Here is a 16,744-nt window from a genome sequence, read left to right as displayed (position 1 = left end):
GCCAGCTGCCAGCCTGGGACGAGAACATCGGTTGCAGGCTGACACTGGCGCGACCCGCTGGGCGCGGGCGTTCGTTGACCTGCAACTGCACGGCCTGGCTGACCTGTTGCTGCAACTGCTGCAGGTCGCGCTGGTGTTCGGCGCTGCTCACGGCGCTCAGCGATTGCTGCAACGGCAAGCTCTGGCTGGCAGCCTGGGCCATCGCGCTGAACAGCAACGCGAGGCAGGAAAGGGTAAGCGGGCGGGCAAGCATGGCCATGACGGTTCGTCCTTGATTACGGCAGTTTGGGATAGAACGGCTTGAGCGGGCCGCCGATCTGGCTGTAGTTGTCGACCTCGCCATCCTCGCTGTCATACAGCTGGCGGGCCAGGCGGTTGCCCGGGGCGCGCTGCAGGAAGGGGATCAGCCAGGCCAGTTTGTACGGGGCGACGTCGGTCTGCGACTTGCCCTTGAGCTCGGGCAGGTTGTCGGGGTCGAGGATGCTGCGGGCGGCGAAGTTGGCCAGCAGTTCCAGGGTCTGCTGATCGTCGCTGCTCCACGGCAGGCCGTTGGCCCGCGCCGACTCGGCCAGCAGCACCAGCGGCACCAGGGCGTACTGGCTGTAGGTGGCGGCCAGCTTGCTGCGCGCCACTTCCAGTGGCAGGTAGGCGTAGCTGCCATCGCTGGCTTTCACTGCTTGCTGCAGGCCACGGCGCAGGTTGCCGTCGGCCCACTGGATGAAGTCGTCGCGCTGCACCAGCATGCCGGTCGCCGCCACGGCCCAGGCCGCCCAGTAGTCATGGTTGTTGAACCAGGTAAAGCCCGGCGTACGGCGCGGCTGGTACTCGGCGATGATGCGTTCGCCCAATTGGTTGAACCAGGCCTTCTGGGCCGGCGACAATTGCAGCTTGGCGTCGCTGGCCGCCTGGGTCATCAGCAGGGTCGAGGCCATGGCCGCTACCGCCCATTTGCGTGCAGCCATGCCGGTGCTGCTGGCGTCGGGGTTGAGCAGCGCACCGGCCTGGGCCCAGCGCTCCAGCCACTGGTCCTGGCAGGCCAGGGCCATGTTCGCCTCCTGCGGATTCTTGGCCCGCTGGAAGCGCTTGCTGGCGTAGATCAGGCCGCCGATGAACTGTTTGACCTGCTTGCCGATCTGTTCGCTGTTGGCGTCCGGGCTGCTGCGCAGGGTCGACTTGCTGGCGTCGCGCTGGTCGTACTTGCTTTGCAACTGCAAGCTGCCGGTGTAGGGCGCGGGCACTTCCTTGCTGCAGCTCAGGGTCCGGTAGTCGGCAATCATCGCCGACTGCGCGGTGCCCCGCGGCGGCCAGATCGAGCTGGCCGCCAGGCTGTCGGCCAACTGCAGGCTGGCGCACAGTCCCAGGCCCAGCGCTGTCCAGGTCTTTACAGGCATACACGGGTTTCCACTTGGGTGGCGGCGGTGCCGGGCTTGGTCGGTTCCATGAACACCGACAGCAGGTTGGCGCCGGCAAACGCCTTGGCCCGGCTCAACTCAAGGTAGTACTGGCCGCCGGTGACCACCGCTTCGCGGCGGAACCAGACTTTGTCGCGGGCACCGTTGTCGTAATAGACGATCACGTAGAAATCCTTGACGTTCTTGTCGCTGATACGGATATCGAGAAAGCCCTGGCCGTTGCTGAGGTTCCTGCGCCCTTCACCGGCGTTGCTGAGCAGCTCGATGCGCTCGTTGACCCGCAGCGGCGGGCGCTGCACACGGTTGGCCAAGACCTCGGTGGACACCGGGCAGCCGCCCTTGATCGCCGGGATCAGCTGGCGGTACATCTGCTCGGACTCCAGCTGGTAGTTGGCCGGCAGCTCCCAGATGATCAGCTTCGGCGGCGCCTTGGGTTTGTAGTTTTCCGACAGCAGGTATTCGAGCAGCGAGCCGTCCTGGCCGACGCCGGGCAGGGCGTAGTTGAGGATGTCGACCTCCAGGTACTGCTTGAGGTAGCCGTCGAAGTTGAACTGCTTGCTTTCGTCTTCACGGGCGGCGGCGTTACTGTCGCCGACCAGGATCACCTCCGGGTCCGGCGCGTCGTCGAACAGCGCGTCGGCGCCGTCGGCTTCGGGGATGGTCTGGTAGCCGCGCACGTACTGGAAACCATAGTTGTTGCCGCAGATATAACTCAGCGCCAGGTTCATCGTGCCGTCCTTGGGCACCATGACGCCGGGTTCGGTGCGGTAGCGCTTTTTGCTCAGCTGGGCATAGAACGGCTGGCGCCGTACTTCTTCGGCGACCAGCCGCGCCGTGGCTTCGGCGCCGGCCGGGGTCCAGTGGTGGTCACGACGAAAGAAGAACTCGCCCTTGGGCGGGGTGTGCACCAGTTGCATCAACGGCGGCACCACCGCGCCAGCGGCGCGCAGTTGCTGCAGGTAGCTCTCCAGGTTGCCGCTGGCGCGGGCAAAGTCGAAGCCGTGCAGCTTGTCGGCGTAGAGCTTGTCGCGGTGCATCAGGCCGCGGGTCGGTTGTACCGCCATGGCCACGTGGATGCCCTGCTGGCGAAAGGCGGCCATCAAGCGGGCGAACTCCGGACGCATGGGCGCCGGGATGCCGAAATCGTTGGTCAGGTCGACCGCCGAACGGAACAGCCAGCGGTCCTTGGCCGGGACGATTTCGCGCATCAGCTTCATGCGCCCTTCGGCGTAGTTCTGCGGGTCGCTCAGGCCCGGGCAGACCATGCACTCAAGGCTGGTGCAGTTGGCCTTGCCTGGTTCGGCGGCCATGCCTGGCGCACTGAGCAGCGGGCCCAGCAATGCGGCCAGGCCAAGGGGAAGAAAGCGCTTCATGGCCATGCGTCACTCGCTCGGGTCGATGCTGTTGGCCAGGCTCATGCTCTGATAGCCGGCGCCCTTGGGCAGCAGCACGTAGCTGTAGGAGCGGCCTTTTTTCAGGAACAGCTCATCGAACCTGGCCACGTTCTGTTCATCGACGTAGGCGGCAAAGCCGATCTTGATCTCGTTGACCATGCGGCTGCCGGTCTGGTCCTTGCCCAGCGGGTCGACGATCACGTGCTTGCCGTCGACGGTCTTCAGCGCCGCCTGGGCCGGGGTCAGGTTATAGAAGGCGACCTGGGCTTTCTTCGGCTCGTTGACATACTTGTCGGCGATCAGGGTCAGCTTGTTGCCATCGTAGACCACGGTGCTGGCGGCGTTGGCCTTGAGCTGCGGCTCGATGGCGGTGCCGCCAACGGCGATCTTGTGCGCACCGGCCGGGGTGAAGCGGTAGCCGCTGAGCTGGCCGGCGGCGACCCGTTGCGGGGTGATCTTGCCGCTCAGGGTCACGTCGATGTTGGCGCCGGACAGGTTGAGCACGCGGACGAAGGCCGAGTCGGCCGGGGCCACGGCGTCATACAGGTCGGCGTTGCCTTCGGCAGCATGAGCGGCGCTGCTGCCCAGCAGCAGGGCGGAAGTGGCGAGCAGGCGTTGCAGTGCAATGTTCATCAGTCTCTCCTTAGAAATGTTGGGTCTGGCCGGGGCGGCTCAGGGAGCCGAGGCGGTGGGCGAGCAGGGTGCGCAGGGGGAATTCCCAGACCACGGTGTCGATCTCGGGGTTGCTCAACTGGTCGCTGGCGAGGAACTGGCTCATGGCTTCGAACGGCCCGCGGGCTTCCACCGAAACACTGAGCAGGTCGCGGTTGAGCGCCTCCTTGAGGAAGCCGACGAAGTTCCAGTCATCGATCTTGCTGTAGCTGGTCCCCACCAGCATCAGGCTCTGTTGTTCGCTGGCGAACAGGTCGCTGGCGCTTTGCTCGGCCTTGAGGGTTTCGTACAGGGCGATCTGGTTGGGGCCGAACTGCGGCGCCAGTTGCGCGTGGTTGAACTGGATATAGTTCATCAGGTCGCCCTTGACCGTCTTGTCGGCGACCTTGTGCGACAGGTAGCGCTCGTCGCCGAGCAGTTCCGGGCGCTGGCGCGCCAGCTCGTAGGCGCTCAGGCGCGCGCCTTCCGGGCTCCAGTGAGTGTCGGACTTGAGGAACAGCCCGGGGCCGGCGAGGTTGGCCAGGAACGCCGAACGCAGCGGCGTGACCGCAATGTTCTGCGCCTGCAGGCGCTCGACGAAGCGGTCGTACAGGCTGATCGCCCGCGGGTCGACAGCGCGCTCGGTGTGGGCGGCATACACGTCGACTTTCATTGGCAGCGGCAGCAGGATCAGGCGCTTGTTGTGGGCCTTGAGGCGTTGCTCGATCTCGGCGATCTGCTTGAGCTGGCTGTCGAGGTTGGCCTCAAGATTGTTCGGTACGCGGTATTCCTGGTTGGTGTAGAGCCAGCCGTCCTTGCCCAGCACCACGCCTTTGGTGCCTTCGTCGAACAGCCGGTACTGGGCATTGGCCCACAGCTGCACCGACGGTTCACGGAGGAAAAAGCGCTTCTCGTAGACCTGCTCGAACTTGCGCAGCAGCTTGCCGTCGACGAACAGGTTCCAGGCGTCGGTCTGGTTGCGGGCAAAACTGAACACTGGCGGCAGCGAGTAGACGAACATGCCCGCCAGCAGGACGCCGAAGGCAATGCCGTTGACCTTGCTGGCCGAATTCATGACCGGGTACATGGCGGTCTCCTAGAACTGAAAGTACAGAAAGGGCGAGAACGAATGCGCCGCCAGGCTGCTCAGCGCCAGGGCGAACCCGGCCCACAGCAGCAGGGCCTTGAGGCCGCCGACATGGCGCATGAAGTACTGCTCCTTGTTGCCGGCGTAAAAACGCACGTTGTTGCTGCCGGCCAGCACCAGCCAGCACAGGGCAATGGCGGCGAACGACATGGCCATCTTCGAGGCGCCGAGCACGTACAGGTCCAGCGAGCCCAGGCCGTTGAGGCCGAACAGCGCCTGGTAGATGTCGATGCTGTGGCGCAGGTCGTTGGTGAAGAACAGCGGCATGCTCAGGATGATCAGCACGAAGGTGCGCAGGTTGCGGCCCAGGTGGTAGGGCGTGGTGACCTTGGTGGCGAGGTTGAACTTGCGCTCGATGACCATGCCGAAACCGAAGAACAGCCCCCAGCAGATAAAGGCGAAACTGGCGCCATGCCACAGGCCCGACAGCAGCATGGTGTAGACCAGCGCCGGCAGCGCCCCGGCGATGCGCTTGCGCACCAGCGGCATGTACACGTAGTCGCGCAGAAAATGCGCCAGGGTCATGTGCCAGCGGGCCCAGAACTCGGTGATGCTCTGCGACACATAGGGTTGGTTGAAGTTTTCCGGAAAACGGAAGCCCATCATCAAGGCCAGGCCCAGGGCCATGTGGCTGTAGCCGGCGAAGTCGAAGTACAGCTGCAGGGTCGAGACCACCAGGCCGAACCAGGCATCGCTCAACTGCAGGGTGCCTTCGCCGATGAACAGCACGTTGATCGGCGCCAGCTGGTCGGCGATCAGCACCTTCATGATGAAGCCGAGCATGAAGCGGCACACGCCCAGGGAGAACAGCTCCAGCGAGTGAGTGCGCTGGCGCAGCTGCGGCGCCAACTGGCTGTAGCGCAGGATCGGCCCGGCCACCAGGTGCGGGAACAGCGCGACGAAGGCGGCGAAGTCGATGAAGTTGTTGGTCGGCGTAGCGTCCTTGCGGTAGATATCGACGATGTAGCTCAGGGCATGGAAGACATAGAAGGAGATGCCCAGCGGCAGGAAAATCGTCTCCAGGGTGAAGGTGTTGATACCCAGCGGCGCGAGCAGGGCGGCCAGCACGTCGGCGCCGAAGTTGGCGTACTTGAAGTAACCCAGGGTCGACAGGTTGCCGATGATGCCGATCCACAGCAGGCGAAAGGCCCAGCGCTTGTCGCCGGCATCCAGGCGTGCCTTGATGCGCAGGCCGAACCAGTAGTTCCAGTAGGTAATGGCCACGAACAGCAGGAGAAAGTCCGGCCGCCACCAGGCATAGAAGATGTAGCTGGCGGCGACGATCACCGTCGAGCGCCACGGCGCCCGGGCGAGGAAGTACACGGCCAGGAACAGCGGCAGGTAGAGGAACAGGAAGACGTTGGAGGCGAAGATCATCTCGGGTTCCGTCCTTAGTAGCTGACCACGACGCCGAAGGTCAGCTGGTAGTCATCACCACTGTCCAGGGCGTTGCCGGCGTTGAGGTAGCTGGCGCTGACCAGGGCGTTGACGTCCAGGTGCTTGCCGTCGATGGCCACCGGAAACATCTTCCAGTAGTAGTTGAGGTCGAGCATCTGCCCGACGTCCTTGCCGCCGCCGTGGGTACCCTGGGCAATGGCGCGGTTGCGCTCGCTGCGCTGGTCGCCTTCGAGGCGGATCGGCAGGGTGCCGTTGGCGTCGCGCAGCTTGAGGTCGGTAACCCGAAAATCCAGGGCGCTGCGCGGCGTCGGGTTGGTTTCCAGGGCGATGCCGTAGTAGCTCAGGTTGCGCAGGTCGAGGCTGACGAAGGAGCTGGCCAGGCGCGTGCTGTAGCTGCCCTGGCGGGTGATGCGATCCGACTGGATGGCATTCAGGCGAAAGCCGTCGTTGTCGTTGCTCGGCTTGTCGGTCAGGCCGCCGCGCAGGGCCACCCGGGGCGTCCACGGCAGGTCGTGGAAGCGTTTGCCGATCTCGCCCAGGGCCGCCCAGCCGCTGGCGTTGTGGCCGCTGCTGGTGACGCCGTTGACGTCGGTGTTGTCGACCTTGCCGTCCAGGCCTGCGAGCTCCAGGTGGTAGTCGCTGAACAGCGGCGTCACGTCGAGGTCGTCAGCCTTGAAGAACAGCCCGTAGCGCATGCCCTTGAAGTCGTAGCGGTCTTCGGCATCGTGGCCGCTGTGGTCGTTCTCGTGCATCAGGCGCACGCCGGCCCAGTTGTGCTCGCTCCAGCGGTAGGCGTATTCGCCCATCAGGTAGGTGGTGCGCTCCTCGCTGTCGGCCAGGCGGTTGACGTCGCTGTTGTAGTTGTAGAACTTCTGCGCCACGGCCACGAAGCCGCGGGAGAAGGTGTCGTTGTAGTTGAAACGCAGCGACTCGATGCTGTCGTCCCACCAGATGCCGTAGTCGTCGAAATAGCGCTGGCGCCCGGCCGACAGCGAGAAGCGCGGGTCGTCGCCGAGCAGGTTGCGTTTCACATACAGCTCGCGCAGTTCGGCGTACCAGCCTTCGGGCTGTTCGCGGTAGAGGTTGTTGGCGTTTTCGTTCTGCACGCTGGCCGACTCGCTGGAGTCGTAGTTCAGCCAGACGCGGCCATAGACCATCCACTTGGCCCAGCGTTTTTCCGGCGAGTACCAGGCGAACGACGGCTCGTAGCGCAAACTGTAGAACATCTCGCGGTTGCGGCCGACTTCGGCGTTCTCCGGGCCGTAGCCGGTCTGCACGGTGAGCTTGTTGAAGAACTCCGAAGTGATCACCGGCTCGCTGCCGTCGGCGACCCGCACCGGTTCGCTGCTGTCGGCCTCGGGGCCGGTGACTTCTTCCAGGGCTTGCGCCGGGTACAGCGGTGCCAGGGTCAGCAGGGCGCCGAACAGGGTGTGGTGGGCTTTCACAGGGTTGCCTCCTTCAACAGATCGTTGCGTGCCGCCAGGGCACGGGCGATGTCATCCTTTTTCAGGGTCTTTTCCAGGCGCTTGACCAGGCTGCGGGCACCGTTCTCGCCCAGCGCCAGGGCCACCTGGGCATAGGTGTAGGCCTTGACCGGGTCATGGCAGATGGCACGGCCGTAAGCGTGCAAGGTGGCCATGCGGTACCAGGCGGCGGTAGAGCCGGCCCGGGCCTGGGCCTGGAAAATCGCCAGGGCCTGGTCCTGGTCGGGCTGGTCGGCCACGCCCTTGCTGTAGTACTCGGCCAGCAGCAGTTCGGCGTCGGGGTAGCGGTTGGCGAGCAGCTCGTCGATCAATGCGCGGGCCTTGTCCGGATCCAGGGTCAGCCAGTTGTTGACCATGTAGAACGAGGCCTGCAGCGCCTTGGCCCGGGTCGCTTCGCGGGCCCGGACCTGGTCGATCAGCGCCTGGGTCTCTTCGGCGTTGTGCTCGGTGGGGTTGGAAATCATGTAGTTGGCCTTGGACACCATCGCCGGCACAAAGCCGCGTTCGACGGCGTTGTCGCGCCAGCGATGGGCTTCGCCGCGGGCCAGGTCCAGGGCATCGCTGCGCTGCTTGTCCGCAGCCAGTTGCGCGGCGTCCGGTTGCACCCGCGCCGGGCCCATGGCGCTGGCCTGGCGCTCGTAGCGGTCGGCTTCCTGCTCGGCGCGCTGCACGCTGTTGATGCTGTCGAGCAACGAGCCGATTCGGTGCACGATCTCCACGGCCAGGGTCGGGCGCAGCGCTTCGAGGCTGCGGGCAAAGGCCGGGAAGGCGCGGTCCTGATCGTCGCCGAGGAAGCGGTAGTAGCGATCGATCGCCCGCACATCCACCCGCACCGCCTGCTGGTACCAGCGCTCGGCGCCGGCGCGGTCACCCTGGCGCTCGGCCAGCACTGCCTGGTACAGCTCGGGGCGGCAGTTGAGCAGGCACGACTGCTGGTACAGCGCCAGCAACTGCGCCGCTTGCTCGGTGGAGACCAGTTGCGGGTACACCAGGAACACCTCCAGGGTGGTGCTGGCATTGCGCGGGTCGAGGGTCGCCGGGTAGCGCGTCAGGGCCTGGGCCATCCACTCGCGCTGACTGTTTTGCAGGCTCGGGGTGCGGTCCAGCAGGCGCGCCAGCGAGGCCAGCGCCGGGACCTGGCCGCGGCCATCGGCAAACGCCTCTTTGTACAGGCCGATGATTTCCGGGCGGCTGGCGCCATCGCTGTTGGCCAGCACATCACCGAGCAACAGCTTGGACGCCAGGTCACCGCGGTCGGCCAGGGCGCGCAGGTCGGCACTGACATTGGCGCCGGGATCTTTGTACAGCGCGTAGCGGATCTGCTCCAGGCTTTGCCCGGCCAGGGCGCTGCTGGCGCAGGCCAGGCCGATGCTGGCCAGCAGCAGGCGGGAGGGCGTCTTCGCATTCATTGCCTATTCCTTCCTTGGTGGGGCTTAGCGCGAAGCCGTGAACGGCAGGCCCAGGTACAGGTCCACCGCCACCGGCTTCTGGTACGCGGCGCGGGGCAGCGGGCTGTCGGGGGCGATGGTCAGGGCCAGGTTCTTGTTGGCTTCATCGACATGGGAGTCGACGACCTTGCCGCTGAAGGTCTCATCCAGGCCGAACACCTTGAGGTCCACCGAGGTCACCCGGCCGATGTCGGCGAGCTTGTCGAACGGCACGTTGGCGGTGACGAACAGGCCTTCATCCCTGGGCAGCAAATGCACCAGTGGCGCCTGCTTGTAGCCGTAGCCGTCCAGTGGCTTGCTCGGGAAGTACACCTCGCAGTCGCACGGGCTGTTGATCACCGTCTCGATGGTGGCGCGCCCGAGCAGGGTCTGCAGGTCGCCGGGCGAGAGGTCGGCCACTGCCTTCATGTCGGCCGGGCTGGTGAAGCTGGTGGCCAGCTGGGTGGAAATGCTCGCCACCGGCGTGCCGGCCTTGACCTCGGTCTGCCCCGGCGCCAGGAGGAACTTCACATAGCCGTTGTCGGGCATGCTGATGACCTGGGCATTGGCCGAAACCTGGGCCTGCACGGCAGGGATGCGGAAGAACAGCAGGTAGCACTTGTAGGCGACAAAGCCCAGCGCGGCGACACCTGCGGCGGCATACAGCAGGGTGCCGAGGGTGGCCTTGAGACGCTCGCCGGAGCTGCGCGCGCTGGCGTACTTGTGCTTGCGTTCCTTGATGTAGTTTTCCCGCTGCATCACGTTGAACAGGCCGTTGATGTCGGCGATCTCGCCCGACAGGTAGGCGCTGATGATGTAGCGCAGGATGTCGCGCTTCTGCGAGTCGAGCTCGACGAACTGGGCGCCGACTTCCTGGCCGCGCTGGGAGACGATCTTGATCTGGCTGTCGATGTTCAGGTCGACCTGGTTCAGGCGCAGCTGGATCGAGGCGTGGTACAGGCTGCCGATCTTCAGCGGCTCGGGGTGGAGCAGGCCGATGCCACCCAGGGAGATGTCCTGCAGGGTGCTGTCGAACGGCGGCTGGCCGGCCGCGCTGAGCTTGACCCGGGCATTGAGTTTGGTGCGCACGTACTGGCGTTCGTCGATGGCTTCGTGGACGACGTTCGCGGGTACTGCGGGTGTGCTTGAACTACTCATGGCAGGCGCCTTTCCTTAACGTTGCGTGAGTTCGAGAAGAACCGAGATGACCCCGAAGAAAATCGCGATGGATGAAAACAGCATCGCCTTGGAAGACCAGCGGTTCAGGGCGGCATCGAAGTTGACGGTGCCGTTGCTTAATGTGGTTTTTTGCCGGGTCCAGCTCTGCTGGTCCATGTGGAACAGGGCGTAGACTTTCATCAGCGAGCCGATGATCTGGTTGTAATAAAGAACGAACGGGTACACCGGGCTGACCGGGTGGCCGGCGAACAGAAACAGCACGGTGACGATGCTGCGCGACAGCAGTACCCAGAACAGGTACACCAGCAGGTACTGGATGCCGAACAAGATGCCGGCGACCACCGAGGCGGTCAGGCCCATCAGGCAAGTCCACATCGACACCCGCTGATCGAGCAGTACGTACAGGGTGAACAGGCCCAGGCGGGCGCGGCCGAGCAGGGCGGTGGCGCGAAAGTTCTGGCGCAGCGAGTTGCCGTACCAGCGGAACATCAGTTGGCGGGTGGCGCGCCAGAAACTGTTGTCTGGCGGATGCTCGACGGTCAGGGTGTTGCTGTCGGGCACGTAGAAGGTGTCCCAGCCGGCGCGCATCAGGCTCAGCCACGACGACTTGTCGTCACCGGTGAGAAACTGAAACCGCCCAAGGCGCCAGTGCTGGAGAAAATCCGCCTCGACGTCGCGGATGAAGTCCGGGTCGGTCATGACACTGGCGCGAAAGAACGACAGCCGCCCGGTCAGGGTCAGCACCCGGTGCGACAAGGCCATCGAGCACATGTTGATGTGCCGCTGGACGAAGCGCATCGAGTGCCACTGGCGCATCAGGTTGCTGCCTTCGACTTCGCAGAACTCGTTGGTGGTCAGGCCGCCGACGTTGGGCAGGTAGGCGAACAGCTTGACCGCGCGCTCGACGCAACCGGGCAGCATCATGGTGTCGCCGTCGACCACGCCGACCACCGAGTCCTGCAGCGGCATCTGCCGCGACAGGGCGCGGAAGGCATGGGCCAGGCCATCACGCTTGCCGGTGCCGCGGGCGCGGACGATCACCAGCTTGATGTCGTCGCGGTCCTTGACCTCGTTGCGCATGATCTCCTTGATGAACTGCTCGTCGCCCTTCTCGACGATCGAGGCGATCACCGTGCACGGCACCTTCAGCCGCTGTACCTCCTGGAACACCGACTGGTAGACCTTGAAGGTGGTGTGGGTGGGGATGCGAAAACTGGTCACCACCATGAACATGTGCGCCGGCAGCGCCGCATCGCCCATGCGCTCGACCGCCTTGCGCATGCGTGGGAACTTCCAGTGCAGGAAGTACATGCCGCGCAGGTAGTGGACGATGGCATTGCCATAGCGCCACATGCCCAGCGCACCGATGATGAAGATGAACTTGTGGTGTGCAGGGTCGAGGTACTGCGGTGCGACCATCTCCGACGCCAGCGCGATCAGGCCGAACAGGCAGGCCCAGGCGCAAAAACGCGCGCCTGCCTGCAGGTAGTCCGGCTGCCCTCGGGGCGGCTGTTGCTGTCGTTCCATGTAGTCGTTGCTCCTGTGTTCGGGCCACGCCCGGCTGAATGACATGCGCACTTTTCGCGCCTGGCCATGACAGGGTCGGCCGGGCAGTTGGCAGGTGTGCAGTCAATCAGGCGGGGTGCCTGGGTGAATCGCCGGGTACTCTCTGGGTGGAGTACTTTCTGGCTGGAGTGCTCTCTGCTGGAGGACGGGGCCTTACCAGCAGATACCCTCACGCTGGGCATCGCTGCCGTGGGCCATGAAGCCCACCAGGTCGATGATCTGCTTGTCGCTGCTGGCATCCAGGGCCTGGGCGAAACGGTCATCGTTGTTGCCCAGCACCACCACGTCGGCTTCGCGGATCACCTGCTGCAGGTCGTTGCACAGCAGCGACGAAACGTGCGGGATCTTCGACTCGATGTACTCGCGGTTGGCGCCGAACACCCGGGCATACTCGACGTTGGCGTCGTAGATGGTGAGGTCGTAGCCTTTGCCGATGAGCATTTCCGCCAGCTCCACCAGCGGGCTTTCGCGCAGGTCATCGCTGCCGGCCTTGAAACTCAGGCCCAGCAGGCCGATACGGCGCTTGTCCTGACGGGTGATCAGCTCGAAGGCGTTCTTCACCTGGTTGCGGTTACTGGCCATGATCGAGGCCAGCAGCGGGTGCTCGACGTCCAGCTGGCCGGCACGGTAGGTGAGGGCGCGCACGTCCTTGGGCAGGCACGAGCCACCGAAGGCGAAGCCGGGGCGCAGGTAGTAGCGCGACAGGTTGAGCTTGTAGTCCTGGCAGACCACATCCATCACCTCGCGGCCATCGACGCCGGAAGCCTTGGCAATGTTGCCGATCTCGTTGGCAAAACTGACCTTGGTCGCGTGCCAGACGTTGCAGGTGTACTTGATCATCTCGGCGACTTCGATCGACTTGCGGATCACCGGCGCGTCCAGGCCCTGGTACAGCGACTGCAGCAGGTCGCCCGATTGCGGGTCCAGCTCGCCGATCACGGTCATGGCCGGGAAGTCGTAGTCCTGGATCGCGGTGCTTTCACGCAGGAATTCGGGGTTGACCGCCACGCCGAAGTCGATGCCGGCGCGCTTGCCCGAGCTTTGCTCGAGGATCGGGATGACCACGTTCTTCACCGTGCCGGGCAGCACGGTACTGCGCACCACCACGGTGTGGCGGCTGGCCTTGTCGCGCATGGCGGTGCCGATTTCGCGGCATACCGCTTCCATGTAGACCAGGTCCAGGTCGCCGTTTTTCTTGCTCGGGGTACCGACGCACAGCAGCGACATCTCGGTGGCCAGCACGGCGGCCTGGACATCCGTAGTGCCGCGCAGGCGGCCGTGGCGCACGCCGTCGAGCAGCAACTGTTCAAGGCCCGGCTCGACAATGGGCGACTTGCCCTGGTTGATCATGTCGATCTTGGCCGGCGAAATATCCACGCCCAGCACCTGGTGCCCACGAGCGGACAAACAACCGGCACAGACAGCGCCCACATAACCCAATCCAAAGATACTGATATTCATAGTTCCCTCTCCCAAGGTTCAGCAAAAGCTGACCGAGATAGTCAGTTAAACGGCATAGTCGACGCGGCAGACGCGCAAGAAAAAGCAGCGCGCTAAAAGGAGGCGATGCAGGCGTTTTTCGTTGTCTTATTACATCCTAAGGGAGTTTTTTTAACTTCGGCAAGCTGTCTCTAACTTTGAGTTGGATAAAGTTTAAAATCGCTGTGTTAAAGTTAAAAAACCGTTATAAATCAACAAGTTAAAGTTTGTTATTAGTTCGGCGTCAAAAATCCGATATCAACATTTTGCCGTGAAAATGGCGTCAGAAAGCCGTTGTCTCAATGGCTTTTGGCGATTTTCATGGTTTTTTTGACGGGCATTTTGCATGTTCTCTTGAGCTTCTTTATTATCCGTAAGCTGTTGTGTTCCAACGCTAATAGTCGCCAGGTGATGGCACTTTAGCTATTAACGGAAGTTGTTTGCTTATTAGTGCGCTGTGTAAGAACTGCGGGCGAGATCCGTAACCGTCTCGGCGGTTGTCCTGACAATCCCGGACAGGTAGAGCGGGCTTCGACTTGTGCAGCGGACCTGATCGCGGCATAGTTCGGGCTTCGTTCGAGGCACGCCATTGAAGGCTGTGTGCTCATCCATCCGGATGCTGGATAAGAGATGTCAGACAGATGAATGGAATCGGTTCGCGTATCAGGGAAGAAAGAGAACGGCTGGGCCTGACCCAGCGCGCCTTTGGCGATATCGGCGGGGTAGAGCCCAACGCCCAGGGCAAATACGAAAGCGGTGAGCGCACCCCCAAGGCCGACTACCTGGCCGCCGTGGCGGCGCGTGGGGTCGATGCGTTGTATGTGTTGAGCGGGGTGCATACCCCGGTTGAGCACAGCAGCCTGAGCGCTGAGGAAGAACAGCTGCTCGGCAGCTTTCGCCTGCTGCAGGCGGCCGACCAGGTTGCCGTCCAGCAATTGCTGGGCAGCCTTGCCGAGCGTGGCCAGCGCCCGCCGGTAAGGGCCGGTGGCTATGAGCGGGAGATGTATGGGCGCCTGTCAGGAAAGTGAAAAAATGACGTCAGGCAAATGACGTGTTCCGTTAGGTCTACGGCTATATTTTTTGCTAAGGTGGCGGGATCCAATTACCGCCGCAGTGCGAGGTGTCTGCTTGATTAGGGTGCTGGTGGTCGATGACCACGATCTGGTGCGTACGGGCATCACGCGCATGCTGGCCGATATCGATGGCTTGCAGGTGGTGGGCGAGGCCGACTCCGGCGAGGCATCGCTGAAGGTCGCGCGCGAGCTCAAGCCCGACGTGGTCCTGATGGATGTGAAAATGCCCGGTATCGGCGGCCTGGAGGCGACGCGCAAACTGCTGCGCAGCCACCCGGACGTGAAAGTGGTGGCGGTGACCGTTTGTGAAGAAGACCCGTTCCCCACCCGCCTGTTGCAGGCCGGCGCCGCCGGTTACCTGACCAAGGGTGCAGGGCTCGATGAAATGGTCCAGGCCATTCGCCTGGTGTTTGCCGGCCAGCGCTATATCAGCCCGCAGATCGCCCAGCAGCTGGCACTCAAGTCGTTCCAGCCGCAAGGCTCGCCGTTCGATGCGTTGTCGGAGCGGGAAATCCAGATCGCGCTGATGATCGTTGGCTGCCAGAAGGTGCAGATCATCTCCGACAAGCTGTGCCTGTCACCGAAAACGGTCAATACTTACCGTTACCGGATCTTCGAAAAACTCTCGGTCACCAGCGACGTCGAGCTGACGCTGCTGGCCGTCCGCCACGGCATGGTTGACGCCAGTCTCTGAGCGCACTCATGACACCTGTGTTCGATTCAAGCGCATTCCTGGCGACCTGCAGCGGTCGCCCGGGCGTCTACCGGATGTTCGACGGTGAGGCCCGGCTGCTGTATGTGGGCAAGGCCAAGAACCTCAAGAAGCGCCTCGCCAGCTATTTTCGCAAGACTGGCCTGGCGCCGAAGACGGCTGCCCTGGTGGCGCGCATCGTCCAGGTCGAGACCACCATCACCGCCAACGAGACCGAGGCGCTGCTGCTCGAGCAGACCCTGATCAAGGAATGGCGCCCGCCGTACAACATCCTGTTGCGCGACGACAAATCCTACCCCTATGTGTTTCTCTCCGATGGCGACTACCCGCGTCTGGGCATCCATCGTGGGGCCAAGAAACAGAAGGGCAAGTATTTCGGGCCGTACCCCAGTGCCGGAGCGATCCGCGAGAGCCTGAGCCTGCTGCAGAAGACCTTCTTCGTCCGCCAGTGCGAAGACAGCTATTACAGCAACCGTACCCGGCCGTGCCTGCAATACCAGATCAAGCGTTGCAAGGCGCCCTGTGTCGGCCTGGTCGAGCCGGAGGAATACGCAGTCGATGTGCGCCACTCAGTGATGTTCCTCGAAGGCCGCAGCCACCAGCTGACCAACGAGCTGAACGCCGAGATGGAGCAGGCGGCCATGTCCCTGGAGTTCGAGAAGGCTGCCGAGCTGCGCGACCAGATCGCCTTGCTGCGCCGGGTCCAGGACCAGCAGAGCATGGAAGGCGGCAGCGGCGATGTCGACGTGGTCGCAGCCTTCGTCAATCCCGGTGGCGCCTGTGTGCACCTGATCAGCGTGCGTGGCGGGCGGGTGCTGGGCAGCAAGAACTTCTTCCCGCAAGTGGGCATCGAGGAGGAGGTGGCCGAGGTCATGGCCGCGTTCCTCTCGCAGTACTACGTGGGCAATGCCGAGCGCGAGCTGCCGGGCGAACTGATCGTCAACGTGGTGCACGAGGATTTCGCCGCGATCAGCGCTGCCATCGAAACCCTGCGCGGCCGTGACCTGACCATCAGCCACCGAGTGCGCGGCACCCGTGCGCGCTGGCAGCAACTGGCGGTGACCAACGCCGAGCAGGCGCTGAGCGCACGCCTGGCCAACCGTCAGCACATGGCTTCACGCTTCGAGGCCCTGGCCCAGGTCCTGGCCCTGGATGAAACCCCGCAACGCCTGGAATGCTACGACATCAGCCATTCCAGCGGCGAAGCCACCGTGGCCTCGTGCGTGGTGTTCGGCCCGGAAGGGCCGCTCAAGTCCGACTACCGGCGCTACAACATCGAAGGCGTGACCCCGGGCGACGACTACGCGGCCATGCACCAGGCCCTGACCCGGCGCTTTGGCCGGCTCAAGGACGGCGAGGGCAAGCTGCCCGACGTGCTGCTGGTGGACGGCGGCAAGGGCCAGCTGAACATGGCCCGTGAGGTGCTGCAGGAACTGGCGGTGCCCGACCTGATCCTGCTCGGGGTGGCCAAGGGCACCACGCGCAAGGCCGGATTCGAAACCCTGTACCTGAATGACGTGGCCCACGAGTTCACGCTCAAGGGCGACTCACCGGCGCTGCACCTGATCCAGCAGATCCGCGACGAAGCCCACCGCTTTGCCATCACCGGTCACCGTGCCCGCCGTGGCAAGACGCGCCGCACCTCGACCCTCGAAGGCGTCGCCGGCGTCGGCCCGAAACGCCGCCGCGACCTGCTCAAGCACTTCGGTGGCCTGCAGGAACTGACCCGCGCGAGCATCGAAGAAATCGCCAAAGCACCGGGAATCAGTAAAAAGCTTGCCGAGTCGATTTATGCCAACCTGCATAGCGAGTAGAATGCCTG

The 16,744-nt window shown here is 63.8% G+C and carries 13 protein-coding genes; 3 read left to right on the top strand and 10 right to left on the bottom strand.

The annotated features are described in order from the left end of the window. Window positions 1-275: 275 nt before the first annotated feature. The 10 genes from CCOS864_RS15660 to CCOS864_RS15615 all read right to left on the bottom strand — a co-directional run bounded on the left by CCOS864_RS15660 (window position 276) and on the right by CCOS864_RS15615 (window position 13,119). On the bottom strand, window positions 276-1,391 hold the full coding sequence (locus tag CCOS864_RS15660) for a polysaccharide lyase (protein WP_115087180.1): 1,116 nt from the start codon (window positions 1,389-1,391) through the stop codon (window positions 276-278). Then, complete coding sequence (locus tag CCOS864_RS15655) at window positions 1,382-2,791, bottom strand: alginate O-acetyltransferase AlgX-related protein (protein ID WP_115087179.1); 1,410 nt, start codon at window positions 2,789-2,791, stop codon at window positions 1,382-1,384. Before CCOS864_RS15655 ends, CCOS864_RS15660 begins: the two co-directional genes overlap by 10 nt. Window positions 2,792-2,794: 3 nt before the next feature. Beyond that, window positions 2,795-3,439: an alginate O-acetyltransferase AlgF gene (locus CCOS864_RS15650; protein WP_115087178.1), complete on the bottom strand. Its 645-nt coding sequence runs from the start codon at window positions 3,437-3,439 to the stop codon at window positions 2,795-2,797. A 10-nt stretch (window positions 3,440-3,449) separates the two neighbouring features. Continuing rightward, window positions 3,450-4,544 carry an alginate O-acetyltransferase gene (locus CCOS864_RS15645; RefSeq protein ID WP_115087177.1) on the bottom strand — a complete coding sequence of 365 codons (1,095 nt, stop codon included), beginning with the start codon at window positions 4,542-4,544 and terminating at the stop codon, window positions 3,450-3,452. Window positions 4,545-4,553: 9 nt separating this feature from the next. Then, entirely contained in the window at window positions 4,554-5,981 is a 1,428-nt protein-coding gene (locus CCOS864_RS15640) for an MBOAT family O-acyltransferase (RefSeq protein WP_115087176.1), read from the bottom strand. A gap of 14 nt (window positions 5,982-5,995) precedes the next feature. Beyond that, window positions 5,996-7,447, bottom strand: a complete 1,452-nt coding sequence (locus tag CCOS864_RS15635) for an alginate export family protein (protein WP_115087175.1) — start codon at window positions 7,445-7,447, stop codon at window positions 5,996-5,998. Next, window positions 7,444-8,895, bottom strand: coding sequence for an SEL1-like repeat protein (locus CCOS864_RS15630; RefSeq protein WP_115087174.1), 1,452 nt, complete (start codon window positions 8,893-8,895; stop codon window positions 7,444-7,446). Before CCOS864_RS15630 ends, CCOS864_RS15635 begins: the two co-directional genes overlap by 4 nt. A gap of 24 nt (window positions 8,896-8,919) precedes the next feature. Then, a complete protein-coding gene (locus CCOS864_RS15625; RefSeq protein ID WP_115087173.1) occupies window positions 8,920-10,071 on the bottom strand; it encodes a PilZ domain-containing protein in 1,152 nt (383 codons plus the stop codon). A gap of 15 nt (window positions 10,072-10,086) precedes the next feature. Continuing rightward, on the bottom strand, window positions 10,087-11,619 hold the full coding sequence (locus CCOS864_RS15620) for a glycosyltransferase (RefSeq protein WP_115087172.1): 1,533 nt from the start codon (window positions 11,617-11,619) through the stop codon (window positions 10,087-10,089). A gap of 192 nt (window positions 11,620-11,811) precedes the next feature. Continuing rightward, a complete protein-coding gene (locus CCOS864_RS15615; protein WP_115087171.1) occupies window positions 11,812-13,119 on the bottom strand; it encodes a nucleotide sugar dehydrogenase in 1,308 nt (435 codons plus the stop codon). A gap of 659 nt (window positions 13,120-13,778) precedes the next feature. Between CCOS864_RS15615 and CCOS864_RS15610 the strand changes: the two genes are divergently transcribed. From CCOS864_RS15610 to uvrC, 3 genes are all read left to right on the top strand, one after another. Next, window positions 13,779-14,165, top strand: coding sequence for a helix-turn-helix domain-containing protein (locus CCOS864_RS15610; RefSeq protein ID WP_115087170.1), 387 nt, complete (start codon window positions 13,779-13,781; stop codon window positions 14,163-14,165). Between the two features lie 100 nt (window positions 14,166-14,265). Next, on the top strand, window positions 14,266-14,904 hold the full coding sequence (gene gacA / locus CCOS864_RS15605; RefSeq protein ID WP_010221877.1) for a response regulator transcription factor GacA: 639 nt from the start codon (window positions 14,266-14,268) through the stop codon (window positions 14,902-14,904). A gap of 8 nt (window positions 14,905-14,912) precedes the next feature. Further along, entirely contained in the window at window positions 14,913-16,736 is a 1,824-nt protein-coding gene (gene uvrC / locus CCOS864_RS15600) for an excinuclease ABC subunit UvrC (protein WP_115087169.1), read from the top strand. Window positions 16,737-16,744 lie beyond the last annotated feature (8 nt).

The sequence above is a fragment of the Pseudomonas wadenswilerensis genome (genome assembly GCF_900497695.1).
GTDB classification, from domain to species: Bacteria; Pseudomonadota; Gammaproteobacteria; order Pseudomonadales; family Pseudomonadaceae; genus Aquipseudomonas; species Aquipseudomonas wadenswilerensis.
Note: the sequence above shows the minus strand (reverse complement) of the source record. Positions and strands in the feature narration are given on the sequence as shown.